Here is a 25,696-nt window from a genome sequence, read left to right on the forward strand (position 1 = left end):
GCGAAGCGAACCGATATTGACTTATCGTAGGGAGAAGAGCGAAGTACACTAGCCGATGGCGCCTGGAGCTGGACAATTCTCAAAGTCCATTTTTATAACTTTTTAAACGGGTGCCAAAAGGCACCCGTTTATTTCAATGTAAATCCGGTTACATTTTTTATTGGGTTATCCTGATTTGATCCATCAGGATAAAGAATGTGAACTGGCCCATCTGAAGATAATGGTTGTCCATTTTTTGAAAATGCTAAAATGAACTCATATGCTTTTTCAAGTGAAAACTCAGATTCGCCTTTTGTTGTATGAACTACCAGGGTTTTTGCTTCACTAGCCGGTTCGGCATTTAACAAGAACGGTTTTAAAGGGATTCCGAAGGTACCCGTTAAAACTTTTTCTTTTTCAAATTTCTTCTCTGTTTTTAAGGTAGGAGGAACGACTGCCCCTTCCATGATTTCACGATCCCAATGCTTTGAAACTGCTTTCGTATATGCCTCAACAGAATCAGAATTTGCTTTTTCCTTTATAAAATAAGTCGTTAAATCAATCCGGCGGTCATCAAAAATCCAGACGCCTGGATCAAGCGTAATAGGATATTTCACATTTCCCGATATACTCATAATTGTTTCCATTATCCATGCCCCCTCAAGTTCTACCAAGATTAAGTATAGCTTTTTTTGTGTGGAATGTCATAGATGTAACATATGTTTTGCAAAATCCTTCATTGTTCTTGCAATTTTAACTTGTAAACGGTAAAATTTATAGATAAGTTGAATTATCGCTCTGAAACGGGGGGATCAATGGTGGCGTCTGAAATGATCGTGAATCACCAGGAAAAAGCCTTAGCATTATTACAGGCTGATGCTGATAAAATATTAAAGCTTATCAAAGTGCAAATGGACAATCTCACGATGCCTCAATGCCCTCTTTATGAAGAGGTATTGGATACACAAATGTTTGGATTATCTAGGGAAATAGACTTTGCTGTTCGATTAGGCTTAATAGATGGTAAGGATGGTAAAGCGATTCTAGCTCAATTAGAGAAAGAATTATCGGCACTTCACGATGCATCCTTGAAAAAATGATGACTTAAAAACTCAAACAATTCACCGTAATTGTTTGGGTTTTTTATTAAGTTAAATAAGTTTCAGAATCTTCTTTATTAAATTATTATAACAAATGAACTTTTCATCAAGTCATATCATTCATTTTCTATTATAATAGAGTGTATATATCAATTTTGAAAATGAGGACGTCTTACATGGTTAAAAAAATACTGAAATCATACGATTATACCTTGTTCATAACCATAATCCTTTTGTGTGCTTTTGGATTAGTTATGATTTATAGCGCAAGCATGGCCTGGACTGTTCAATATTATAATAAGCCAAGTGATTTCTATTATCAAAGACAAAAATTGTTTTTGATAGCCGCTTTATTCGTATTTATGGTTTGTGCCATTATTCCTTATAAAATAATGCAATTTACCAAATGGTTTCTAGCACCAATGGTTTGCCTGTCTATTTTGGGGCTTTTGGGGTTGGATGTTTTTGGACATGTTGCCGGCGGTGCTCAAAGCTGGTATCAAATTGGTCCGTTTAAATTTCAGCCTTCTGAGTTTGTAAAGCTAACTATTATTATCTATTTAGCTGCAGTCTATGCAAAAAAGCAGAATTACATTAATCAATTTAATAAAGGGATTCTTCCTCCACTAGTTTTGCTTTTTATCGTTTGCGGGTTAATCATCTTACAGCCGGATTATGGCACAGCTTTTATTATTGCGGCAATTGCGGTTACGATTATATTTGCATCCGGAATGAGCTTTAAAAGTATTTCAAAATTAGTGATTATGGCACTGATCATCCTTCTTCCACTTGTTTTTGTTGCAAAGGATAAAATCTTTTCTGAAAAACGACTGAGTCGATTTACGGTATTAAATAATCCATTTGCAGAAGATATTGTAAACAAAAGCGGGTTTCATCTGGCGAATTCTTACATAGCTATTGGATCAGGGGGCATCAATGGACTTGGCCTAGGGAAAAGCATTCAAAAGCTTGGCTACTTACCTGAAGCACACACTGACTTCATTATGGCTATTGTCGCCGAAGAATTAGGGATTTGGGGAGTAGGATTCGTCATTATTTTATTGGCTTATTTAGTTTTAAGAGGAATTTATATTGGTATTCAATGTAAGGATCCATTTGGAAGCCTGCTAGCCATAGGGATATCCAGTATGATTGGTATTCAATCTTTTATCAATTTAGGCGGTGTATCAGGGGTTATCCCTCTTACAGGTGTAACACTGCCATTTATTAGCTATGGAGGTTCATCTTTGTTAATGCTTGCTGCAGCGGCTGGAATTCTTTTGAATGTGTCAATGTTTGTGAAGTATGAAAAGAAATATAAAAACAAACAAGAAGAAATTGGTAAAAAGCCAAAAACCAAAGATGGAAAAGTTTATTACATGTAATGAAAACGCTGGGGACAAGTAATCCCTTGCGTTTTTAAAAATACATAGAATAGAAGGTGCTTTAAGAGTGACAAGACAGATAAATAAAGTATTGGTTGCTAATCGGGGAGAGATTGCAATAAGGGTTTTCCGCGCTTGTACTGAACTGAATATTCGCACTGTTGCAATTTATTCGAAAGAGGATTCAGGATCCTACCATCGCTATAAAGCGGATGAGGCCTACATAGTTGGGGAAGGAAAAAAACCAATTGATGCCTATTTGGATATAGACGGTATCATTGCCATCGCCAAAAAGAGCGGTGTGAATGCGATCCATCCCGGCTATGGCTTTATGTCCGAAAACATTCATTTTGCCAAACGTTGTGAAGAAGAGGGAATTATTTTTATCGGCCCAACGTCCGAACACTTGGACATGTTTGGAGATAAGGTAAAAGCGAGAAGACAAGCAGAGCTTGCCAATATTCCAGTTATACCTGGAAGTAATGGACCCGTTGATAATGTAATGGAAGTGGAAGAGTTTGCAAATGTTCACGGATTCCCGATCATTATTAAAGCCTCGCTTGGCGGCGGCGGCCGTGGGATGAGAATTGTCAAAACTCGGCAAGAGGTTCGGGAGGCCTTCGACCGGGCAAAATCAGAAGCAAAAGCGGCGTTCGGTAATGATGAAGTCTATCTTGAAAAGTTAATTGAAAAACCTAAGCACATTGAGGTTCAAATCATTGGAGACAGTCACGGGAATATCGTACATCTTTTTGACCGTGATTGTTCCGTTCAAAGACGTCATCAAAAAGTAGTTGAAGTTGCCCCAAGTGTATCCATCTCGGATGACCTACGTAAGCGCATTTGTGATGCTGCTGTAAAATTAATGAAAAATGTCGATTATTTAAACGCAGGGACTGTTGAGTTTCTTGTTGCAGGAAATGAATTTTATTTTATTGAAGTAAACCCTCGTATTCAAGTTGAACATACGGTGACGGAATTAGTCACAGGTATTGATATCGTCCAAACACAAATATTAGTTTCGGAGGGCCATGAGTTACACGGACCAATCATTAACATACCGGCACAGGATAAAATACAGCTTAATGGATTTGCTATTCAATCACGGGTCACCACAGAAGATCCACTAAATCAATTCATGCCTGACACAGGTAAAATTATGGCTTACCGTTCTGGAGGGGGATTTGGGGTTCGTCTTGATGCGGGAAATGGGTTTCAAGGGGCTGTGATTACCCCATATTATGACTCGTTGCTTGTTAAACTTTCTACATGGGCTTTGACTTTTGAACAAGCTGCATCAAAAATGGTTCGTAATTTACAAGAATTTAGAATAAGAGGAATTAAAACCAATATTCCGTTTTTAGAGAATGTAGTCAAGCATGAGAAGTTTCGGAATGGGGAATATGATACCTCTTTTATTGATACGACACCTGAATTATTCATTTTTCCGGTAAGCAAAGACCGAGGAACAAAGATGCTAAATTACATTGGAACGGTAATAGTTAATGGGTTTCCAGGTATTGAGAAAAAGAAAAGGCCTGTTTTCGTCAAGCCAAGAATACCAACCGTAAAATTTGACTTACCTTTGCAAGACGGAACCAAGCAAATCTTGGATAAGTACGGAGCGGATGGACTTGTTCAATGGGTAAAGGATCAAAAACAGGTTTTATTAACGGATACAACCTTTCGGGATGCACATCAATCATTGTTAGCGACGAGGATGCGGACAACAGATATCATGCATATTGCAGAACCAACTGCCAAACTACTACCTGATTTATTTTCGTTTGAAATGTGGGGCGGAGCAACGTTTGATGTTGCTTATCGGTTTTTAAAAGAAGATCCATGGGATCGATTATTAACACTGCGTGAAAATATTCCCAATGTTCTGTTCCAGATGCTCATCCGCGGAGCCAATGCCGTAGGCTATAAAAACTATCCGGATAATTTAATTCGAGAGTTTGTTAACCAATCAGCAGCTGCGGGAATTGATGTTTTCCGGATTTTTGACAGCTTAAACTGGGTAAAAGGTATGGAAGTGGCGATTGACGCAGTTCGTCAGACCGGAAAAATAGCAGAAGCTTCGATTTGTTATACTGGCGATATTTTAGACCCAACAAGAGCGAAATATAATCTTGAATATTATAAAAATCTTGCTAAAGAGCTTGAGCAGCAGGGTGCCCATATTTTAGGAATCAAGGATATGGCAGGCTTATTGAAACCTGAGGCAGCCTACCGTTTAGTGTCCGAATTAAAAGAAGCAATCGAGATCCCAATTCATCTCCACACACACGATACAAGTGGAAATGGAATCTTTACTTATGCTCGTGCAATTGATGGAGGGGTTGACATTGTTGATACTGCCTTAAGTACAATGGCGGGGTTAACGTCCCAGCCGAGTGCAAATTCATTATATTACGCGCTACAAGGTACTGATCGAAGACCAAAAGTAAATATTGAGGCACTTGAGAAATTATCGTATTACTGGGAAGATGTCCGCAAATATTATCAGGACTTTGAGAGTGGGATGATGTCACCACATTCTGAAATTTATCAGCATGAAATGCCTGGCGGACAATATAGTAATCTGCAGCAACAGGCTAAGGCAGTTGGCCTTGGAGAGCAATGGGAAGAAGTAAAAGAAATGTATGCCCGAGTGAATAACCTGTTCGGTGATCTTGTCAAAGTGACACCTTCATCAAAGGTTGTCGGGGATATGGCATTATTTATGGTTCAAAATGAGTTAACAGAGGATGACGTATTATTAAAGGGACATACGCTTGATTTTCCTGACTCTGTTGTGGAATTATTCGAGGGATACCTTGGGCAGCCATATGGAGGATTTCCCGAGGAGCTCCAAAAGGTCATTTTAAAAGGGAAGAAGCCTTTAGAAGTAAGACCTGGTGAACTGCTTGAGCAAGTGGATTTTAGCAAGCTCCAGTCAGAACTTTTTGACGAGCTTGGCAGACAAGTGACAACACATGAGATCATTTCCTATGCATTGTATCCAAAGGTATTTATGGAATATAGAAAAACGATAGAACTTTATGGGAAAATTTCTATGCTCGATACCCCAACATTCCTTTACGGGATGAGACTGGGTGAAGAAATTGAAATCGAAATTGAAACAGGTAAAACACTGATTGTTAAACTTGTATCTATTGGACAGCCTCAGGCTGATGGCACGAGAGTAGTCTATTTTGAACTAAATGGACAGCCGCGGGAAGTCGTGATCAAGGATGAAAGTATCAAATCCACCGTGATTTCAAGATTAAAAGCGGATCCGAAAAACGAAGAACATCTATCAGCTTCAATGCCAGGAACAGTCATAAAAGTTGTCGTCCAAAAAGGGGAAAAGGTTGAACGTGGTGACCATTTAATGATTACAGAAGCGATGAAAATGGAAACGACGGTTCAGGCTCCTTTTTCAGGTATTGTAAAGGATATTTATTTGAAGAGCGGTGATGCAATCCTAACAGGTGATCTTTTACTTGAATTAACTAAAGCATAAAAAAAGCTGCCGGGAGAATTTCACCGGCAGCTTTTTAGTTATGTTTTCTTTTTGAACGAGAATATAACAACAGAAAATAACTTAATACACCAAACAAGCATGTAATAAAGAAGGCATGAAGCAGTGCAATATATAAGTTTAATCTGCTAAAAATAATGAACGCACCCGCTATCACCTGTAATGACACAAGGATGAAGGAGATCATCCACCCATAATATAGTACCTTTTGATCCTTGTAATGGCGAACGGCCAAATAAAAAATATAGGTAATCCAGATAAAGATAAGTCCTGCAGCAGCCCGGTGTCCCATTTGCACCCATTCATAAATGTTAGACGGCAATGAAGGCGCATCATTTAAACATAGTGGCCAATCGCGGCAAACGAGGCTTGCTTTCATATGCCGTACTAATGCACCTGTATAAATTACAAGGTAGCTATAGATGGATACACCAAGGATGTGGAAGCCCATCCGCTTATCAATGTAGACCTTATCAGCATCAAATTTTTTATCAATTTCAAAAATTAGCAGTGTCAGTAATAAGACAGCTGCAAAAGAAACGAGAGAAATACCAAAATGTAAGGCAAGGACAAAACTTGATTGCCCCCATTTTACGGCAGCAGCTCCAATCAATGCTTGTAATAGTAAAAAGAAAAAAGAAAGCAAGGAAAGAAATTTGGTTTCCCGAATATGACCAATCGCCTTCCAAGACCAAACTGAAAGAGCGAGAACCATAATCCCGCCTACACCGGAGACAAGCCGATGGGCAAGTTCAATGATTAATTCAGGAGTTATTTCCGAAGGAAGAAATTTACCATGGCATAAGGGCCAGGATCTGCCACAGCCCATTCCGGAACCAGTCTTTGTCACTAATGCCCCGCCAATTAAAATAAATATCATTCCGATTGTAGTTGCAACAGCCAACCACTTCAAAGAACGTCGCAAAAAATTCACCTCTTAAAAAAGTTCAATAATTTGTCATAGGATAAACCTGACAGTATAATGAATGAAAAGTAACTAGATTTAAAAGTCCCTACCTATCATAACGAAAAAAAAAGAAAAAGAACAGGTTTTAAGCATAGATTTTTAGATTACTTTTAATAAACAAAAACAACTAATGAATAATAAATATTTTTCACTATTATTATAGTGAAAACAGTTGAAACTTAAGTTTGAGTCTGTTAGAAATATATATATAGGTGTTTTATTTAGAATGATTATTTTTTAAAAGTAATAAAAATTAATTTAATTTAGGTTAATTACTCTAGACTTTTCAAGAATATAATATGAATTGATATGTATGAAAAGAGTAATTATTGATAATTGTACTAGTTTTGAAAAAAAAAATTAACTCTGTCACAATTTAGTCAAAAATTATTCAAAAAAAATTCACAAAAATACCGGAAAGTGTGATTTAATATACAGAGAAAGTGTTTTAAAAATCACTACTTTTTTTAGAATTCGATTTTTACATAATGATTTTCGGACAAAATAAATAATAGCGACTTATAAAAATAATTTTTGTATTTATATCCCCTCGTTTGGTTAATATTTGTAAGTAAGGATTAGGAGGAGAAATATATGTCCAACACAAAGGCTTATGGAGATGCTGCCATCGAAAATGGCGCTGCAAGCCTACATACAACATTGGAAAAGACCTCGGCTTGGAAAGACTTCATGGCCCTAATCAAGATTGGGATTGTGAATTCCAATTTGATTACCACATTTACAGGACTTTGGCTTGCGCTCCATTTTTCAGGTCAAAGCTTTCTAGGTAATTTAGATATTATATTTTTTACTGTGGCAGGTTCTTCCCTGATCATTGCAGGGTCATGTGCCGTCAATAATTATGTAGATCGTGATATCGATCATTTGATGGAAAGAACGAAAACAAGACCTACCGTTACAGGAAAAATAGTACCCGCTAAAGTTCTTGGTTTAGGTATTTTACTAATTGGACTGGGAACACTGTGTTTATTCTTTACAACCATGACTGCAACAGTAATTGGACTGCTTGGAGTTTTTAGTTATGTTTTCCTCTATACGCTGTGGTCAAAGCGTCAATTGGTTTCAAATACAATCATTGGAAGTATTTCAGGTGCGGTTCCACCGTTAATTGGCTGGGCTGCAGTTGATGCGAATCTTGACATCATGGCGTGGGCATTATTTGTTCTTATGTTTGTTTGGCAGCCTCCACATTTTTATGCACTCGCAATGAGGAGAGTAAAAGAATACAAAGCAGCTGGTGTTCCGATGCTCCCTGTAGTGAAGGGCTTCAAAACAACCAAAATTCATATTTTAACATGGGTAGCGCTGCTCTTGCCCATCCCATTTTTTCTTACCAAATTAGGAATCCCATTTCTAATTCTAGCGACTGCGTTAAATATTGGTTGGCTGGCATTAGGGATTTATGGATATAGGGTCAAAGATGATATTAAGTGGGCAAAGCTAATGTTTGTTTATTCTTTGCAATATTTAACTATTATTTTTGTAGCAATGGTTATCGTTACACTCATTTAGTTTTGTCAACGATTCTTTCCGATTTTAAAAGAAAGGAAAGGGTCGTCTTACATACTTCTTCGACCAAACAAATTTTTTTAGAATTCATTAGTGAAAGAGGGGTTTGATTAAGCTATGAAAAGGCTTGCGAAATGGCGTCTGACATCGTTATTTGCGATCTTAGCGCTTATACTTTCCGGATGCAGCGGTGAAAGATATGTTTCTGCACTCCGACCAGCCGGTGAAGTTGCCGACATGCAATATGATTTAATGAAGTTAAGCACCTACGTCATGGTGGGAGTAATCATTGTAGTAATGCTCATTTTTGTTATTATATTTTTCCGTTTTAGAAGGAAAGATGACAAAATTCCTAAGCAAGTAGAAGGAAGTCATACATTAGAAATATTATGGACTGCGATTCCTATTCTTTTACTACTAATTTTGGCGGTTCCAACTGTTTCCGCAACATTTAAGCTTGCTGATGTTAAAGAGATGGATAAGAAAGACTCTAAAGCTCTTGTTATTAATGTTAGATCACATTTATATTGGTGGGACTTTGAATATCCCGGACAAAAGATTGTGACGAGTCAGGAATTAGTCGTTCCTACAGATGAGAAGGTTTATTTCAACCTAAAATCTTTAGATGTAAAACACTCATTCTGGATCCCAGCTGTTGGTGGGAAACTAGATACCAACACTGATAACATCAATAAATTCTGGTTGGAATTTGATGATAAACGTGCAAATGAAGCCGGAAATCTTTTTTACGGAAAATGTGCTGAGCTTTGCGGGCCATCACACGCTTTGATGGACTTTAAGGTAAAAGCTATAAGCCGTGATAAGTTTGATACATGGGTATCTGCGATGCAGGATGTAAAAGAGCCACAAAAAGCGCAAACAGATTTAGCAGTAAAAGGACAAGATATTTTTAATCAAAGCTGTATCGGCTGTCATGCTGTTACACCTGCGAATAAAATGCCAGAGACAGCACGTCTTGCACCTAACCTTTCCAATTTTGGTGAAAGATCCCGTGTCGCAGGTATTTTAGATCATAATAAAGAAGAATTAAAAAATTGGATCAAAAATCCTGAAACCTATAAACCAGGTAATACGATGACTGGCAAGTATCCAGAGATGTCAGATGACCAGCTTGATGCGTTAGCGGAGTATCTGATGGGCTTAAAGGTTCAGGAATAAGGGGAATTGGTTGAAAGGGAGGTAAAATTGTGAGTACCATTGCTCAAAAAAAGGGATTTGGCGCAACAATATGGGACTTTTTAACAACTGTCGACCATAAAAAGATTGCCATTCTCTATATGATTGCAGGTGGATTTTTCTTCGTAGTCGGAGGACTAGAGGCTGTATTTATTCGGATCCAACTTGCTGTACCAAATAATGATTTTGTCAGTGCAGGTGCATTTAATGAAATTATTACGATGCACGGAACAACGATGATTTTCTTAGCCGCCATGCCGCTTCTTATTGGTTTTATGAATGCGGTTATGCCATTGCAAATTGGTGCCCGTGACGTTGCATTTCCATTTCTGAATGCATTGGGATTCTGGCTGTTCTTCTTTGGGGGAATCTTTCTAAATCTATCATGGTTTTTAGGGGGAGCTCCTGATTCAGGCTGGACGTCTTATGCATCACTTGCCTTACACTCAAAAGGACACGGCGTTGATTTTTATGTATTAGGACTTCAAATATCAGGTCTTGGTACATTAATTGGTGGTATTAACTTCCTCGTTACAATTATTAACATGCGTGCACCAGGAATGACATATATGAGAATGCCATTATTTACATGGACAACATTCGTTGCATCTGCAATGATTCTGTTTGCATTCCCGCCTTTAACAGTTGGTCTTACACTGATGATGTTTGACCGTATGTTTGGTGCTAATTTCTTTGATGTAACAATGGGCGGTAATACTGTTATTTGGGAGCATCTTTTCTGGATTTTCGGGCATCCTGAAGTTTATATCTTAATCCTACCGGCTTTTGGTATTTTCTCGGAAATTTTTTCGATTTTTTCAAGAAAGCGTTTATTCGGATATTCATCAATGGTTTTCGCAACCGTGTTGATTGGTTTCTTAGGGTTCATGGTTTGGGCACACCACATGTTCACAACTGGTTTAGGACCTGTTGCTAATGCGATTTTCGCTGTTGCAACAATGGCAATTGGTGTACCTACAGGTATTAAGATTTTTAACTGGTTATTTACGATGTGGGGCGGCAGTGTTAAGTTCACGACTCCAATGTATTATGCATTTGGATTTATTCCATCATTTGTTTGCGGTGGTGTAACTGGGGTAATGGTAGCTACTGCTGCGGCTGACTATCAGTATCATGATACTTATTTTGTTGTCGCACACTTCCACTATGTAATCGTTGGTGGAGTAGTATTAGCTATCCTTGCAGGTGTACATTTATGGTGGCCAAAAATGTTTGGAACAATGTTGAATGAAACATTAGGTAAAGTTACATTCTGGTTCTTCTTTATTGGATTCCATTTAACATTCTTTATCCAGCATTTCTTAGGTCTATGGGGCATGCCTCGTCGTGTCTTCACATACCTGCCAGGTCAAGGATTTGATACGGCAAATATGATTAGTTCTGTTGGTGCAGCATTTATGTCTATTGGTGTCATTGTCTTGCTTATTAACATTATTGTTACTTCTGTTAAAAATGTTAAAGTCGGAAATGATCCATGGGGCGACGGAAGAACACTTGAATGGGCAATACCATCACCTCCGCCATTCTATAACTTTAAACAACTTCCACTTGTTCGCGGATTGGATGCTTATTGGTTGGAAAAAATGGAAGGTAAAAAAGGCATGACGCCTGCAGAACCACTTGGTGACATTCACATGCCGAATGCTTCGTTCATTCCATTCATGATTTCGCTTGGTTTGTTTATTGCTGCTTTCGGTGCAATGTATCATGTTGACAAGGTTGCATGGGCATTACCGCTTATGATTTTTGGTTTACTTGTAACATTTGGGTCTATGTTAGTTCGCTCAATCAAGGACGATCACGGTTTCCATATCCATAAAGAAGAATTACAAGAAGAGAAGGGGGCTAAGGCATAATGCATGTTGAAGATAAAATGACGTATGAAACATGGCCTGCGGCACCGGAGAAATCCACCCTTGAAGCAAAAAATAAATTTTTAGGCTTTTGGTTATTCTTAGGGGGAGAGACAGTTTTATTCGCCTCTCTCTTTGCCACCTATCTTGCCTTAAAAGATAAGGTGCCAGATACGAGTCAACATTTGGCAAAGGATTTATATGAATTGCCGCTTACATTTGTTGCTACGATGTTGTTATTAACAAGTTCCTTAACAAGTGTTTACGCGATGTACCATATGAAAAACTTTGCCTTTAAGAAAATGATGGTTTGGCTTGGTTTGACAGTTTTATTAGGTGCTGGATTCCTAGGGCTTGAGGTTTATGAATTTACACATTACGTCCATGAATTTCACCATACCTTTACAAGCAGTGCATTTGGATCCGCCTTCTATACGCTTGTTGGATTCCACGGTGCGCACGTGGCCTTTGGGTTATGTTGGATTTTATCGTTAATGATTCGTAATTCTAAACGAGGTCTAGACCTTTACAATGCTCCAAAGTTCTATGTCTTCAGTCTTTACTGGCATTTTATCGACGTTGTATGGGTATTTATCTTTACGGTAGTTTATTTAATGGGGATGGTGGGATAACATGACAAATCAGCCATTAAACTCAGGTAATCCAAGTGTAGATCTTGAATATCGCCGCAAGAAAAGTGCGGAGGAAATGCGCTATCAAATTATTTCCTTTGCCTTGATGATTTTCTTAACGCTTATTGCGTTTGCTTGTGTAGCAATCAAGGGATTTTCCTCATGGTTTACCGTACCATTTATACTGCTATTAGCGGCAGTTCAAGTTGTTTTTCAATTATTTTACTTTATGCATATGAGCCATAAAGGCCATGAAGCTCCACAAATGTTTCTGTTTTCTGGAGTGTTTGTAGCTATACTAACGATATTGACATTTGTTACCATTATTTGGTGGTAATGAAAAAAAAAGAAAATCGGCTTTATGCCGATTTTCTTTTTAGGTAAAGAAATAGTAAACATTATGGTAATTTTATTTTTTGCACTAAAAATTTTCTATGGTTATAATAAAGAAAATACTTCTTTTACTATATACTTGAGGTGATATCAAGGTGCTACCATTAGATATATTTGGATTTAAAGCCCTTTGGAGCCCGTACTTTTTGCTAATCTTGCTTGCGCTGACTGTTGGATATTTTCTCATTACGATTCCCTTTAGATCAAAGTTTCGTGATAGTGAACCATTAGCAGTGAAACAAGCTATGTTATTCTTGACAGCTATTGTTTTATTATATGCGATTAAAGGTTCACCACTAGATTTAATGGGTCATCTTATGTTTTATATTCATGGGATAACAATGGTTATTTTAGTCTTATTGATCCCTCCATTGTTTATATTATCGATTCCTAAGTGGCTTTGGAGAAGTGTTCTTGATGTTAAAATAATCAAATCGATATTTAAGCTCTTTACAAAACCGGTTATTGCGATTCTATTATTTAACGGCTTTTTCTCCTTTTATCACATCCCGATCATTTTTGATCACGTTATGCAAAACAGATATTACCATGGCGGATACTCGATTCTATTATTTGTAATGGCTGTTTTTATGTGGTGGTCATTAATCAGCCCGCTTCCTGAATATCAACCATTAAGCGGGATTAAAAAAGTAGCTTATTTATTTGCAAACAGTATGTTAATCACACCTGCTTGTGCCTTGATTATTTTTTCAGATGCCTCCCTTTATGCAACCTATCACGATCCGAAAGTTTGGGGGCAGGTAATGAGTTTATGTGTGGGGCCATCTGTATTTTCAAATTTGAATCTGAGTGGACCAGAATTATTTAGTTCTCTGTCACTTGTTGATGATCAACGTCTTGGCGGGGTAGTCATGAAAATTATTCAGGAAATTATTTATGCTATTGTTTTAGCCCAAGTATTTTTTGAATGGTACCGTAAAGATCAAGAAGAATCTGAACGCGAAATGAAGAACCAAATGTTAAATCCACATTTTGTTGAATAAACTCCCATTCAATTGGGGGTTTTTTTTGAAAACCTCTGTATTATTTGAAATGGATAGGGAACTAAACTAAAATGAGGGTAGAATATGTAAAAAGTGAGGAAATATATGAATTCGTTACCGATTTTACCAACAATCAGCACCACCTTTATCTTGTTAAGCGCCATTACCGTTGCGATTGGATGGTGGCAAATAAAACAAAGGAAAATTGAGGCTCACAAAAAGACCATGTTTATTGCCGGGGTTTTTGCACTTCTCTTTTTTATTATTTATGCCTCACGAACGATTTTTATAGGAAACACTGCTTTTGGCGGACCGAAAGAGATTAAGATTTATTACACGATATTTTTAGTTTTTCATATTACGCTGGCGACCATTGGGGCTGTATTTGGGGTGGTTTCCATCTTGACCGGGTTTAAGAATAAGCTTTCCATTCATCGTAAGCTTGGACCTGTCACGAGTATCATTTGGTTTTTCTCAGCGATTACGGGTGTCGCTGTCTACCTATTGTTATATGTTTTTTATCATGGCGGTGAAACGACCTCGATGATCAAAGCGATTCTTGGTTTTTAAATAAAAATGAGGGAGCATGGTTTGTTAACCATGCTCCCTCATTTTTATTCTTAATTATACTGCAAATTTACTTACTTCCTCTTTAACAGTTTCGAGAATCTTTTTGCATTGGTTAACGAGTGAGGCTGGGAAGTTCTCACCTTCTCCATATTCAACCCCGTGTGGATAATAATGTTTTCCTAAAAATGGTGTCATTAATTGAATCGTTGCTTTGAACGTATCGACGTCCCCTTCAAGCGCATAGCCCTGAACACGAAGGTAATATACACCTTCTTTTAATTCAAACTTGCGGTCGTATGTAACGCGTTCGTAATCCCATTGTCCTGCACGAACCAAACCATGTTCATGCATGACTTCGTCTAAACGGTTTAATTCCGCTTTTAACTTCTCAATTCCCGTATTCTCAAATTTCATTAACTAGCCCTCCTAAAACGATTGCCTTACCCATTTTCCCTATATTGGTATTATAGCAATTATAGTTCATTTTAATAATAGTTGAAAATGTTTCAACTTGCAATGGATAGTTCAGCCGAATAAAACATTCACGGTTTGATAACCATAGTATTGTTAACAGAAATATATAATTGGAGGAGTATGACATGGAAGAAATTCGTGAGATTATGACAGATAATGTGGAATGCTGCACATTATTAGATAATTTGTTTGAGGTTGCAGTAAAAATGAAGGAATTAAATGTTGGTGCCATTCCCATTGTTGACGAGGAAAAACTTGTCGGTATGATAACAGATAGAGATATTGTCATCAGAGGAGTTGCTGAAAAACATCCCGGTTCAACAAAAGTAGAAGATATTATGAGTAAAACTCTCGTAACGGTTACTCCAGATACTTCTAGCAGGGATGCAGCAAAGTTGATGGCAGAGCATCAAATCCGGCGGTTGCCAGTAGAGGAGAATGGAAAGTTAATAGGAATTGTTTCACTCGGAGATTTTGCAATTCGCGATTTAACTGACGATCAAGCAAAAGAAGCGCTGACAGAAATCTCTGAGCAAAACTATAATGGTGTACAATACTAAATTTATTTTTTTGAAAAGTAAAATTTAACGAAAAACAGGTGCATAGAGTACCTGTTTTATTTATTATCAGACATTTTTGTTAATGATTATTACTAATCGGGATATTGGTGATATAATTAATTTACCCATACATAAAATGATAGAAAAAGGAATAGAGAGGGTGAATGCCTCTGCGGACTCTTAGTAGAATTTTAATACTCTCAGTCGTTTTTTTAACCATTGGTTTTTATGTTAGCATAAATGAAAAAAATGATGATAATGTATTGATTAAAGAGGATCCTACCTTGAAAATGAAACAATCATTGCCTCAAGGGCTTAATAATCAAGAAGGTAATAAAACATCTTTAGAAAAACCAAAAGAAGGGGTAGCATTATTGATTGGACAAGACGTTTCTGTCCTGGAAAAGGAATTCGGGGCTCCTACAAGGATTGATGAATCTTTGTATGGGTATCAATGGTATATATATAAGCAGAATTATAACCGTTATTTACAGGTTGGGGTCGAAAATAATCAGGTAGTGACCATTTTTGCAATTGGAGAAACACTTGATGTTGCTCCTTTTGAAATCGGACAGCCAGTTGAGGAAATTTTTAATACACAATATTTTGATACCAATATAAATCTTGAAGTGAATGGAAATTCCTACCGATTTGAACTGAATGATAATGATTTAAATCTTCGGCCAATGGTAAAATTAGGGGATCTGTATGTCCAACTCTACATTGACAGGATTACAGGCAATTTATCAAGTGTGCGCTTTCTAAACGCTGAAACTCTTATTAAACAACGTCCATATGAACTTGTTTATAGCGGCGAATTACCTCAGGTGGAAGGCCCGAGTGAAGAGGCGTGGAAGCTCATAGAAGATGGGATGGCACAGGAGATATTTGATATCACGAATGTATTACGGGTAAGGAATAAATTAAAACCGTTAATTTGGGATGAGGTAATTGCTGATGCGGCCTTTGGGCATAGCAGAGATATGGCAGAAAATGACGACTTTTCCCATACCTCCAAAAAATTCGGTGATTTGACCAATCGATTAAAGGCAGCAAAAGTAGCCTACGTGTCGGCCGGGGAAAATATTGCCGCAAAATATTCGGATGCCCCGGCAGTAGTAGAGGGCTGGCTCAATAGTAAAGGTCACAGAGATAAATTATTAAATAAGGATTATTCCCATCTTGGTGTTGGGGTCTATCAAAAATATTATACTCAAAATTTTATTCAAAAAGTGGAACAATGAAAAAAGGTGACGTAAACAGTCACCTTTTTTCATTGTTCAGCTCCCTGGCCATTTTGTCTTTCATAATAACTAAACAAAAATGTGCTGCCTTCCCAGCTTCCATATACACGAATAACATCACCAATGGTGAAAGAATCTGTTTTTATGTTTTTCTTTATAGGAGTGATCATTTTTGCTGTGGATAATTTTGATGCGGTTTGCAGTTTAAGGGTCTGTACAAAAATGTAACGATGGTAATAAAAGCGCTGCCGCTCTTCCATGATACTTTTTACTTCTCCTATTATGACAGCCTCATGCCGGACATCCCCTGCATTTAGCCATTTCACATCCTGTTCTTTCATCTCTTTTCTTGTCAGCCAATAAAAATATAGACAAATGATTGGAATCACGATGGCGGTAACCATTTTGATTAAACGCCCCTTATTTTTTTATGATAAAAAAGGTTCCGGTTGCATAAGCGATTTTTTTCCCATCATTACGGTATACTTCCCCGGATATCACCATAGTTTTACTGCCATGATGGATGATTTCAGCTTTACAGCGGAGTGAGTCACCAATTCCCGGTGCAATATAATGGATATTAAGCTGATTGGTTACTGCAGCAAATTCTTCTGGAAGCTGTTGGTAAGCCATGACACCCATAGCTGAATCAAGAAGCGTAGCGGTGATTCCACCGTGGACAATATCAAGGTCATTATTAATAATTGGATTAATCGGAATCGTAATTTCGCAGGAATTTTGGTCAAAACTTCTTTCCATATGTAGAAGGCCATCAATAAAGGTATTCCTGTTACGTTTAATCTTTCTTTGGACACCTTCTAATAGGGTGGTAATAGCCTGCAGGTCTGTTTCTGACCCAGTTTCGAGACATGATTCTAATAATAGACGCAATTCGTCTTTCATACTTCTACCCCTTTCATTACGTTTTCTTTTGACATCTTACCACTTAGAAGCTTAATAATAAATCATTTCACATTTCATCTTTTGATACATATTGTATTATTGGCGATTAATATGGGCAGAGGTGAGAAACATGACGCAAAAAAAATTGCACCCTTCCGTGCTCAAATTTAAAGAATTTGTAAAGAATAATCCGAAAATCATCAAAGAGGTTCGGGATGGGAAGGCGACCTGGCAAGAGCTGTATGAGGATTGGTACCTATTAGGAGAAGAGGATCAACGTTGGGAAACTATTGGTACAGAAAAGGCCACTGAGCCTGAAACAAGTAATGAATCCAAAGGAGATTGGATGTCCAATATTATGGGGATGGTCAAAAAGATGGATCCAAATCAAATGCAAAATCATATTAATAACTTAAGTCAGGCTTTAGGCGCAATCCAGGGTGTTATTTCACAATTTCAAGGCGGTAATGCTGCTGCCGGATCGATCAAGCCGCCCGAGGGGCCAAAAAATCCTTTTGGATTTCGAAAAGACTAATGGAAGGGAATAGTAAAAAATGCGAAGAGATGTACTAGATTATTTAGGACGACAGAAGGATTTAAAGCAATTTGTACGGGAGCAGCCACATTGGTATCGAAAACTATCAAGAAATCCCTATGATTTACAGTCGCTTGAAGTTGCATCATTACATTATTATAAAAAGACAATTCCTGATCAGGTTGAAAAGTTTTCTAATAGTGTCCAAATGGCCTCCATGATGTATGCTATGTTTCAAGCAATGAAGACACAAACTTAACAAACGGCCACATAAAAAAATATGTGGCTCTTTTTTTTGCTTTTAAGGAAAAAGACTAAAAAAATAAAAGGAGGCGAACAATACCTACATAAGGAGTGATAAGGTTGAAGAGGATCATACCATTTTATATTCTACTATTCCTGTTTACGGGGAGTGTTTCTGGATGCCAAAAAGATTTGCCAAAACCTGAAACAAAACCGAAAATCATAGCTATTGATCAGTCAAGTCATTTACAAGCCGATATCGTCCCTGTTTATAATCAAAATTTAAGGGAAATTCCTTCACTATTTGTTCAGCACAAGACAAATGGAAACCAAGTTTTAGTTGAATGCATTGTTAATGGAGTTAGCTTCCGGGAATCCGACCATTCCAAGCAAAAGATTGGAAAAATGATTGTTTGGGTTGATGGGAAAAGGAATACAGAGGTGACTTCAGCAGCGTTTATTATTAAGGATCTTCGTCCAGGCGGACATAAAATAAAGCTAGAAGTGGTAAAGCTTACTAATGAGCCATATGGATTAACAAAAGAATTTATGGTAAATATCCATAGATAGATGGAATTTTTCGCTTTCTTTTTGCTTTCATGGTAAAATGGCATTGGAGGTGGGCGCAGTGCTTGCTACTATTGAGAGAATTGAGTTATTAGAAAATGCCGAGAGTTTAGCTAAGATGGTATTAGAGTCTGACATAGCGGAACAATACCAAATTTGTTTATATAAAATGCAACATAACAAAGAGACACAGCGTAAGATTAAGCAATTTGTCGGCCTAAAGGAACTTTATGAAGAGGTTCAACGCTTTGGGAAATACCATCCGGATTATAAAAAGGTCATGATGCAAATTCGTGAGTATAAAAGGGAAATGGATTTAGATCCATTCGTTGCCGAGTTTAAAGTCGCTGAAAATGAATTGCAGGATCTTTTGGATCAAATCAGCAGGCTCGTCGGAAATTCGGTTTCAGAACATATTAAGGTACCTAGTGGGAACCCATTTTTTGATAATGGTCATGGTAGTGGCTGTGGCACCGGTGGCAGCTGTGGGTGCGGATGATAAAAATCAGCTTATTTTCAGCTGATTTTTTTTATTATTAAGTTTGAATTGAAAAAGATTGATTTAATGTGCTAGACTTATGTAAAATGATGGTTTTGCTGAAGGGGAAAAAAGTATGTTTGTTCAGAGACAGGGATTAGTTGTTTGGCTATATTCTTTAAAACAAGCTAAGATGTTAAGGCGATTCGGAAATGTTCATTTTGTGTCGAAAAAGCTGAAATATGTCGTCTTGTATTGTAATCAAGATGAGATTGAGGGAATAATGGAGAAGTTAAAATCTTTTTCATTTGTTAAGAAAGTAGAACCTTCATATAAGCCATTTTTAAGAATGGAGTATGAAAATTCGGCTCCAGATAAAGCAAAAGAATATGACTATAAAATGGGTATTTAAAATGGCGGGGGATTTCGGAACCCTCGCCTTTTAATATTAATTTGGTAATAAGAAAAGCGCTAGGGCACTGGAGCTGGACAAATAAAAAAAACCCTGCAGAAAATTCTGCAGGGTCCTTCTACATCCTAAAAAAAGGATAGAAGGCAAAGGGAGAGGAGAAACCGGAGGAAGAACTTATGGGGAAACGTAAGTCTTCTCCGCGGTTGGCAACAACATCCTCGAATTGATGTTGTTACTTACATTATTTCCACAACGCAAAAGGTTATACGTCTTTTCAATAATTTTTCCATTCGGAAGGATTTTTGCTAAATACTTATCATTATTAAAAGAAATTCCGGAACGGATTGTCTACTTTTTATAAATTATGATAGGATGTATTAAGAAAATTGATTTTTGAAAAAATGTGGTGATAGGTCTATGAGAGTAGTATCAGGTATATGCAAGGGGAGACCTCTTAAAGCAGTTCCAGGAAATACGACTCGTCCGACGACAGATAAAGTGAAGGAAGCCTTATTTAACATGATTGGCCCTTATTTTGATGGGGGGATAGGGTTGGATTTATTTGCCGGCAGCGGAGGGTTAGGCTTGGAGGCTCTAAGCAGAGGATTAGAGAAGGTTATATTTGTTGACCGAGAGTCAAAGGCCATCCAAGTGATTCATGAAAATATTAAAGCCTGCAAATTTGAGGAGAATTCCGAAGTTTTTCGTAATGATGCAGATAGAGCCTTAAAAGCACTTATAAAAAGGGATATTTGTTTTGATTATATATTTTTGGATCCGCCTTATAAAAAACAACAGCTTGTTCATTTAATGGAAAAGATGGATCAGCAAAACTTAGTAAAGAAAAGTGGTATTGTTGTTTGTGAGCACAGCTTTGATATTGAACTGCCACAAACGGTTGGACGATTTACAGAAATTAAACATGAAGCGTATGGAATGATTGCGATAACAATTTATTCAAGAGACAGTGAAAAGTAGGGGGAGTTAAGTTGGTTAGAATAGCTGTTTGTCCGGGGAGTTTTGATCCAATTACATATGGCCATTTAGATATCATTAGAAGAGGTGCAAAGGTATTTGATATGGTCTATGTAAGTGTTATGAACAATTCAGCAAAAAATCCGTTATTTAGTGTTGAGGAGCGAATTAATCTTATTAAAGAGGTAACAAAAGATCTTCCAAATGTAAAGGTTGATGAACATTCTGGATTACTGGTTGATTACGCTAAAGAGGTCAATGCAAATGCGATTATACGTGGCTTGCGGGCGGTTTCGGACTTTGAGTACGAAATGCAAATTACCTCGATGAACAGGGTGCTGAATGAAGATATTGAAACCTTTTTTATTATGACAAACAATCAGTATTCCTTCTTAAGCTCCAGCATTGTCAAAGAAGTAGCTAAGTATAATGGGGATATTTCATCACTTGTCCCGCCAATTGTTGAAAAAGAACTGCACAAAAAATTTAAACGGTAAAAGAGCTGGGCATTTGCCTAGCTCTTTTTTAACCTCGTAATCAATATAAGGATATAAAGAAACAATGAACAGATGGTTATGAGTGGCCCAATCTCCATCATTTTATGGTAAAAATTGTTTGTCCATGAACCTTCTTCGAAGAACCAGCCAACTGGCAAGGCGTTTGTGGGCTGTTCTATATTATTAAAATGTACATAAATTGGTTTCCACAGAAGGATTGCAAAAAAGCTGGCGAGAATACCGTGAATTATTCTTGCGATAAAAAAAGGCTTAAATCTAATATCTGTTTGTGCAAGGATACTGGCAACTTGTGCTTGGACACTAAATCCGCTAAAAGCTAAAATAAAACTGACAATCACTGCCTGTTGAAGAAGTGTTGCTGCTCCAACATGGCTGGTCAGGTCACTTCCCAGCGTAATTTCAAATAGTCCCGATATAAGTGGAATGCTTAACTTTTCCGGAAATGATAAAAATGTCAGGACAATTTCCATGAACTTTCCAAGTGCTGCCGTTATATGTAAGTGATAAAGAAGTTTATTAAGCACTGAAAATATGATAATAAATCCACCAACCATTAACAGGGTTTGAATCGAAGAATTGACAGCATCACCTAAAAGTTTCCCGATGGGGCGATTATCTTTTAATCTAGTTTGATGCAAGGTTGATAAAGCAGCTTTTATTTTAAATCCTTTCCTTTTTTCAGCCATTTTGTCAGGAGATTCATTTCCATAAAAACGCATAATAATCCCTACGGAAATATTCCCAAAATAATGAGCTAATGCAAGGAGAATTCCTAAATTGGGGTTATGAAAGAATCCTACGGATACAGCCCCGAAGATAAATAAAGGATTCGAGGAATTCGTAAAAGAAACGAGCCTTTCTGCTTCTATTTGCGTTAATTGCCCCTCTTGGCGTAATCTTGCAGTAAACTTAGCACCCGCTGGAAATCCAGAGGCCATTCCCATTGCCAATACAAACCCGCCCACACCGGGAACTTTAAAAAGTGGTCTCATGAAGGGTTCTAGCAAAACGCCAATGAACTTGACCACTCCAAAACCAATCATCATTTCTGAGACAATAAAAAAAGGAAGAAGTGAAGGGAAGACAATTTTCCACCACATATTAAGGCCACGGATCGAGGCTTCAACTGATTCTTGTGGAAAGGAAATAAGTGAAGCTGCTAAAATAGTGACAGAAACAGAAAGTAAAATCGTTTTTAATTTTGACCGAAACAATGATAGACCTCCTTCCAGGGCGGATTACTCAAACTGTGCAAATCAATAGCTTCAGTGCTAAAATAGAGATTATTCTCAGGGTGTAAATCAACTAACCCTTGTCCTCATATAACTCAAATATACTCATAGAACGTTATTTTAGACCATAAGATTGAACGAGATTTCTATTCAGTAATTTTTAGGAGGTCAAGCGTTATGGAGCACCCTAAAATAGGCCTGGCACTTGGTTCAGGTGGAGCACGCGGGTTTGCTCATTTAGGTGTCATTATGGCATTGACAGAAGCAGGGATTCCGATTCATTTGATTGCAGGAAGCAGTATGGGGGCACTTGTAGCAGGCTTCTACGGGGCGGGAATTGACTTGGATCGATTATATAAATTATCAACCGCTTTTAAAAGAAAATACTTTTTAGATTTTACTGTTCCTAAAATGGGGTTAATCTCAGGAAAAAAAATCAAAGAGTTTATAAGGGTTTTTACCCATGGAAAAAATATTGAAGAGCTTTCATTACCCATCAGCATTGTGGCAACTGATTTATTGACTGGCGAAAAGGTCATTTTTCAAAAGGGTCCTGTTGCTGAAGCGGTACGAGCAAGTATCTCCATTCCCGGTATTTTTGTGCCGGAAAAATATAATGGAAGAATTTTAGTGGATGGCGGGGTAGCTGACCGTGTTCCTATTTCGGTTGCCAAAGAAATGGGGGCGGATATTGTCATTGCAGTGGATGTGTCACGAGTGAAACGGAATGCTGAAATAACCACCATTTACGATGTTATTATGCAGAGCATTGATATTATGCATACGGAGATCATCAACAATCGGGAAACCTCCGCTGATGTGATGATTCGACCCCCTGTTGAAATGTATAGCTCACGAGCCTTCACACATCATGAAGAAATCATCAAAGCCGGAAGAGAAGAGACAAAAAAACATTTACTACAAATTGAAACCGTTATTGAACAGTGGAAGGGTGAGCACTAGGTATGCGTAAAAAAATTTATATAGGATCTTTACTATTAATAGCACTTATTCTTATAGGCGGAATGTATTATTCTCTGCCATACTATGTATCCAAACCGGGCATGGCTAAAGAACTAGCACCTATCATTTCGGTTGAGGACGGCAACAAGGATGAAGGGAATTTTATGTTGACAACTGTTAGAATGGGCAGAGCCAATATTTATTCCTATTTAGAAGCAAAACTGCGAAAATATGAAGAAATTTATCCATTGGAAATGATTTTATATAAAAAAGAAACAGAGGAAGAGTATAATGCCAGACAATTGCACCTGATGGCCGGTTCGAAACTAAATGCGATTGAGGTTGCCTACCGTAAAGCAGGATTACCCGTAAATTATAAATATAAAGGCATTTATGTCGTACAGGTGGTACCGGGTATGCCCGCCGAAGGAAAACTTCAGGCAGGTGATCGAATTTATAAAATAGATGGGCATCAGTTTCCTTCTTCGGAAAAATTTATTGAATATGTTGGCCAAAAACGGACCGGGGATGAGGTCACGCTAACGTACTCTAGAAATAAAAAAACAGACATAGTCAGCTTAAGTCTGCAGTCATTTAAAGAGGATCCTACTAAAATAGGAATAGGAATTTCACTTGTGGACGATAAAGAAATATTGGTTAAGCCTAAGGTAAAGGTAAAAACGGATGAAATTGGCGGACCATCCGCTGGATTAATGTTTTCCTTAGAAATTTATAACCAGTTAACAAGTGAAGACTTAACGAGAGGATACCAGATAGCTGGTACAGGAACGATTGACGAGAAAGGAAATGTCGGGCCTATTGGTGGGATTGAACAAAAGATTGTCGCGGCTGACAAGGCGGGAGCGGAAATTTTCTTAGCTCCAAATGAAAAAGGGGCAAAAAAATCAAACTACAAGGATGCGATAAAAACGGCTCGCGATATTCACACTAAAATGAAAATTGTTCCAATCGACACATTTGATGAAGCAGTGAAATATTTAGAAAAACTGCCTGAAAAGTAGAAAAGATGATGCATATCGCATCATCTTTTCTACTTAATATAGATAGGCGGTTGTGTAAATTCCTGCTTAATCATTTCATTTTTCAGCTGATTAGGGACACCAAGAGAATACACACGTGAAGCCCTAACATCAAGGAGGATTTCATTATCCTTAAAAGAAGAAAGTTTAGAAACAAGAGGAAGACTGAAATTCTTTTTATTCTTGTTCAAATATTCTCTTCCTTTGCTGGTCATCCCTAATAGTCTTAAATAGGAGGCGGTACCTAGTTGATTGTTCATTTCTTTTTTTGGGGTATTTGTTAGAATATGAACGCACAAACGCTGTAGTCTCGTCCAAGTATATCGTTTCGTTTTTACCTTCCGCATAAATTCCTGAAAGCTCGCTGCCTCTAATGCCGCTGCTAGTAACCTGTTTTCAAGACCCTCCTCCATTTCATAGATTTCTCTAAGGTCGTCCGGGGTCGTATGGAGAAGCCGGAATTGCAGGTAGCTCCAATAATTTTCCCATTGATGGAAAACAAGATAGTGGTGAAGATAGTCCTTTAACAATTGTTTGGTTGGTTCAGGTACATATTGGTCAATTTCCGTTTTGCCATCTAGTTTAGAGAAAATGGCTTTACGGATACTCGTTGCACTTGCAATTGTTTCGGAGGAAAAATGTTCATCATGGTAATCAGCATTTTTTCGTGGTACCGTCAACGGCTGGATTCTGCTTTTTTGTTCGTTAACCGCTTTTATGTATTCAAGTCCAAGAATGTTGTTCGGCTTCGCCAAATCCAAATATTTTTCTGAGTTTGCCAATTGTTTAAAAGCGAGGGATACGGCCTTTGGATAACTGACCCCTGTATCTATAAATTGATGGATATTTCCCTCAAATGGTTGTTTATGCTCCCGTAAAAAATTGATCGTTTGATAAAAATCAGAGATATTTCCGCTCTCACTTCCGAAACAGACCGATTCGCAGCAGGCGGCATCTAGAATTGACACGGCTCCATTTGCAAAGGTTTCTGCCTTTTGCACGGCGAAGCGGTATGGAAGTTCAAAGACCAGGTCAACACCATTCAGTAACGCCATTTTCGTACGGTACCATTTGGAAACAAGTGCCGGTTCCCCTCGCTGCAAAAAATTCCCGCTCATGACAGCGATAACAACATCAGCATTTGCGGCTTCCTTTGAAGCTTTTAAATGGAAGGCATGTCCGTTGTGAAAAGGGTTATATTCGACAATAACGCCAACTGCATTCATTTACAATCTCCCTTTGAATTATTACTTTTTTAACATTATAGCAAATTTCTAAGGAAACCAATCAAATATTGTGATAAGATGTTGAAGATGTTTGTCTTGGACGTATCTGGATACACTATAAAGGAAAAACTCTTTTATGTAATTCTAGTTACTGTAAAAACACCTG

At 37.7% G+C, this 25,696-nt stretch carries 28 protein-coding genes; 21 read left to right on the top strand and 7 right to left on the bottom strand.

All coding sequences use genetic code 11. The features are described from left to right. Nucleotides 1-128: 128 nt before the first annotated feature. A complete protein-coding gene (locus BABA_RS15840; protein ID WP_007086221.1) occupies nt 129-626 on the bottom strand; it encodes a molybdopterin-binding protein in 498 nt (165 codons plus the stop codon). A 171-nt stretch (nt 627-797) separates the two neighbouring features. On the opposite strand from BABA_RS15840, the gene BABA_RS15845 reads away from it, so the two are divergent. The 3 genes from BABA_RS15845 to pyc all read left to right on the top strand — a co-directional run bounded on the left by BABA_RS15845 (nt 798) and on the right by pyc (nt 5,975). Further along, nucleotides 798-1,079 (top strand): Fpa/YlaN family protein, encoded by a 282-nt coding sequence (locus tag BABA_RS15845; protein ID WP_007086222.1) that lies wholly within the window; start codon nt 798-800, stop codon nt 1,077-1,079. Between the two features lie 176 nt (nt 1,080-1,255). Beyond that, nucleotides 1,256-2,464, top strand: coding sequence for an FtsW/RodA/SpoVE family cell cycle protein (locus BABA_RS15850; protein WP_007086223.1), 1,209 nt, complete (start codon nt 1,256-1,258; stop codon nt 2,462-2,464). Between the two features lie 67 nt (nt 2,465-2,531). Next, entirely contained in the window at nt 2,532-5,975 is a 3,444-nt protein-coding gene (gene pyc / locus BABA_RS15855) for a pyruvate carboxylase (RefSeq protein ID WP_007086224.1), read from the top strand. 34 nt (nt 5,976-6,009) lie between these two features. Here the strand turns inward: pyc and BABA_RS15860 are convergent, their stop codons facing one another. Continuing rightward, the gene (locus BABA_RS15860) at nt 6,010-6,918 is read right to left on the bottom strand and encodes a COX15/CtaA family protein (RefSeq protein WP_007086225.1); all 909 of its coding nucleotides are present in this window, start codon (nt 6,916-6,918) and stop codon (nt 6,010-6,012) included. 636 nt (nt 6,919-7,554) lie between these two features. On the opposite strand from BABA_RS15860, the gene cyoE reads away from it, so the two are divergent. The 7 genes from cyoE (at nt 7,555) to BABA_RS15895 (ending at nt 14,160) form a co-directional block, all read left to right on the top strand. After that, on the top strand, nt 7,555-8,493 hold the full coding sequence (gene cyoE, locus BABA_RS15865) for a heme o synthase (protein WP_007086226.1): 939 nt from the start codon (nt 7,555-7,557) through the stop codon (nt 8,491-8,493). A gap of 114 nt (nt 8,494-8,607) precedes the next feature. Then, nucleotides 8,608-9,669 (top strand): cytochrome c oxidase subunit II, encoded by a 1,062-nt coding sequence (gene coxB / locus BABA_RS15870; RefSeq protein WP_007086227.1) that lies wholly within the window; start codon nt 8,608-8,610, stop codon nt 9,667-9,669. Nucleotides 9,670-9,698: 29 nt separating this feature from the next. Continuing rightward, complete coding sequence (gene ctaD / locus BABA_RS15875) at nt 9,699-11,564, top strand: cytochrome c oxidase subunit I (RefSeq protein ID WP_007086228.1); 1,866 nt, start codon at nt 9,699-9,701, stop codon at nt 11,562-11,564. Then, nucleotides 11,564-12,193: a cytochrome (ubi)quinol oxidase subunit III gene (locus BABA_RS15880; RefSeq protein ID WP_007086229.1), complete on the top strand. Its 630-nt coding sequence runs from the start codon at nt 11,564-11,566 to the stop codon at nt 12,191-12,193. Before ctaD ends, BABA_RS15880 begins: the two co-directional genes overlap by 1 nt. A gap of 1 nt (nt 12,194) precedes the next feature. After that, complete coding sequence (gene ctaF, locus BABA_RS15885; protein ID WP_007086230.1) at nt 12,195-12,530, top strand: cytochrome c oxidase subunit IVB; 336 nt, start codon at nt 12,195-12,197, stop codon at nt 12,528-12,530. A 151-nt stretch (nt 12,531-12,681) separates the two neighbouring features. After that, on the top strand, nt 12,682-13,590 hold the full coding sequence (gene ctaG, locus BABA_RS15890; protein ID WP_007086231.1) for a cytochrome c oxidase assembly factor CtaG: 909 nt from the start codon (nt 12,682-12,684) through the stop codon (nt 13,588-13,590). Between the two features lie 105 nt (nt 13,591-13,695). Then, a complete protein-coding gene (locus BABA_RS15895) occupies nt 13,696-14,160 on the top strand; it encodes a DUF420 domain-containing protein (protein WP_007086232.1) in 465 nt (154 codons plus the stop codon). A 54-nt stretch (nt 14,161-14,214) separates the two neighbouring features. Here the strand turns inward: BABA_RS15895 and BABA_RS15900 are convergent, their stop codons facing one another. Continuing rightward, complete coding sequence (locus BABA_RS15900) at nt 14,215-14,574, bottom strand: YugN family protein (RefSeq protein ID WP_007086233.1); 360 nt, start codon at nt 14,572-14,574, stop codon at nt 14,215-14,217. Nucleotides 14,575-14,759: 185 nt separating this feature from the next. On the opposite strand from BABA_RS15900, the gene BABA_RS15905 reads away from it, so the two are divergent. Both BABA_RS15905 and BABA_RS15910 read left to right on the top strand, forming a co-directional pair. Next, complete coding sequence (locus BABA_RS15905) at nt 14,760-15,194, top strand: CBS domain-containing protein (RefSeq protein ID WP_007086234.1); 435 nt, start codon at nt 14,760-14,762, stop codon at nt 15,192-15,194. Nucleotides 15,195-15,484: 290 nt separating this feature from the next. After that, entirely contained in the window at nt 15,485-16,438 is a 954-nt protein-coding gene (locus BABA_RS15910; protein ID WP_235749713.1) for a CAP domain-containing protein, read from the top strand. 29 nt (nt 16,439-16,467) lie between these two features. On the opposite strand, the gene BABA_RS15915 is transcribed toward BABA_RS15910, so the two are convergent. Both BABA_RS15915 and BABA_RS15920 read right to left on the bottom strand, forming a co-directional pair. After that, nucleotides 16,468-16,842: a hypothetical protein gene (locus tag BABA_RS15915; protein ID WP_007086236.1), complete on the bottom strand. Its 375-nt coding sequence runs from the start codon at nt 16,840-16,842 to the stop codon at nt 16,468-16,470. Between the two features lie 16 nt (nt 16,843-16,858). Then, a complete protein-coding gene (locus BABA_RS15920) occupies nt 16,859-17,341 on the bottom strand; it encodes a PaaI family thioesterase (protein ID WP_007086237.1) in 483 nt (160 codons plus the stop codon). A gap of 130 nt (nt 17,342-17,471) precedes the next feature. Here BABA_RS15920 and BABA_RS15925 point away from each other — a divergent pair, with 130 nt between their 5' ends. The 7 genes from BABA_RS15925 to coaD all read left to right on the top strand — a co-directional run bounded on the left by BABA_RS15925 (nt 17,472) and on the right by coaD (nt 21,048). Next, nucleotides 17,472-17,876, top strand: coding sequence for a YlbD family protein (locus BABA_RS15925; protein WP_007086238.1), 405 nt, complete (start codon nt 17,472-17,474; stop codon nt 17,874-17,876). Nucleotides 17,877-17,895: 19 nt separating this feature from the next. Beyond that, nucleotides 17,896-18,135, top strand: coding sequence for a YlbE-like family protein (locus tag BABA_RS15930; RefSeq protein WP_007086239.1), 240 nt, complete (start codon nt 17,896-17,898; stop codon nt 18,133-18,135). 104 nt (nt 18,136-18,239) lie between these two features. Next, a complete protein-coding gene (locus BABA_RS15935; RefSeq protein WP_007086240.1) occupies nt 18,240-18,689 on the top strand; it encodes a hypothetical protein in 450 nt (149 codons plus the stop codon). Between the two features lie 58 nt (nt 18,690-18,747). After that, nucleotides 18,748-19,185, top strand: a complete 438-nt coding sequence (locus BABA_RS15940) for a YlbF/YmcA family competence regulator (protein WP_007086241.1) — start codon at nt 18,748-18,750, stop codon at nt 19,183-19,185. Between the two features lie 115 nt (nt 19,186-19,300). Continuing rightward, the gene (locus tag BABA_RS15945) at nt 19,301-19,576 is read left to right on the top strand and encodes a YlbG family protein (RefSeq protein ID WP_007086242.1); all 276 of its coding nucleotides are present in this window, start codon (nt 19,301-19,303) and stop codon (nt 19,574-19,576) included. Between the two features lie 417 nt (nt 19,577-19,993). Continuing rightward, nucleotides 19,994-20,554, top strand: coding sequence for a 16S rRNA (guanine(966)-N(2))-methyltransferase RsmD (rsmD, locus tag BABA_RS15950; protein WP_007086243.1), 561 nt, complete (start codon nt 19,994-19,996; stop codon nt 20,552-20,554). An 11-nt stretch (nt 20,555-20,565) separates the two neighbouring features. Then, the gene (gene coaD / locus BABA_RS15955; protein WP_007086244.1) at nt 20,566-21,048 is read left to right on the top strand and encodes a pantetheine-phosphate adenylyltransferase; all 483 of its coding nucleotides are present in this window, start codon (nt 20,566-20,568) and stop codon (nt 21,046-21,048) included. A 17-nt stretch (nt 21,049-21,065) separates the two neighbouring features. Here the strand turns inward: coaD and ylbJ are convergent, their stop codons facing one another. Continuing rightward, complete coding sequence (gene ylbJ / locus BABA_RS15960) at nt 21,066-22,283, bottom strand: sporulation integral membrane protein YlbJ (RefSeq protein WP_007086245.1); 1,218 nt, start codon at nt 22,281-22,283, stop codon at nt 21,066-21,068. A gap of 195 nt (nt 22,284-22,478) precedes the next feature. On the opposite strand from ylbJ, the gene BABA_RS15965 reads away from it, so the two are divergent. Continuing rightward, nucleotides 22,479-23,264 carry a patatin-like phospholipase family protein gene (locus BABA_RS15965; RefSeq protein ID WP_007086246.1) on the top strand — a complete coding sequence of 262 codons (786 nt, stop codon included), beginning with the start codon at nt 22,479-22,481 and terminating at the stop codon, nt 23,262-23,264. Between the two features lie 2 nt (nt 23,265-23,266). Further along, the gene (locus BABA_RS15970) at nt 23,267-24,286 is read left to right on the top strand and encodes a SepM family pheromone-processing serine protease (RefSeq protein WP_007086247.1); all 1,020 of its coding nucleotides are present in this window, start codon (nt 23,267-23,269) and stop codon (nt 24,284-24,286) included. A gap of 29 nt (nt 24,287-24,315) precedes the next feature. Here BABA_RS15970 and BABA_RS15975 read toward each other — a convergent pair whose 3' ends face one another. Further along, nucleotides 24,316-25,530, bottom strand: a complete 1,215-nt coding sequence (locus tag BABA_RS15975; RefSeq protein ID WP_007086248.1) for a nucleotidyltransferase — start codon at nt 25,528-25,530, stop codon at nt 24,316-24,318. Between the last annotated feature and the right edge of the window lie 166 nt (nt 25,531-25,696).

The sequence above is a fragment of the Neobacillus bataviensis LMG 21833 genome (genome assembly GCF_000307875.1).
GTDB classification, from domain to species: Bacteria; Bacillota; Bacilli; order Bacillales; family Cytobacillaceae; genus Neobacillus; species Neobacillus bataviensis.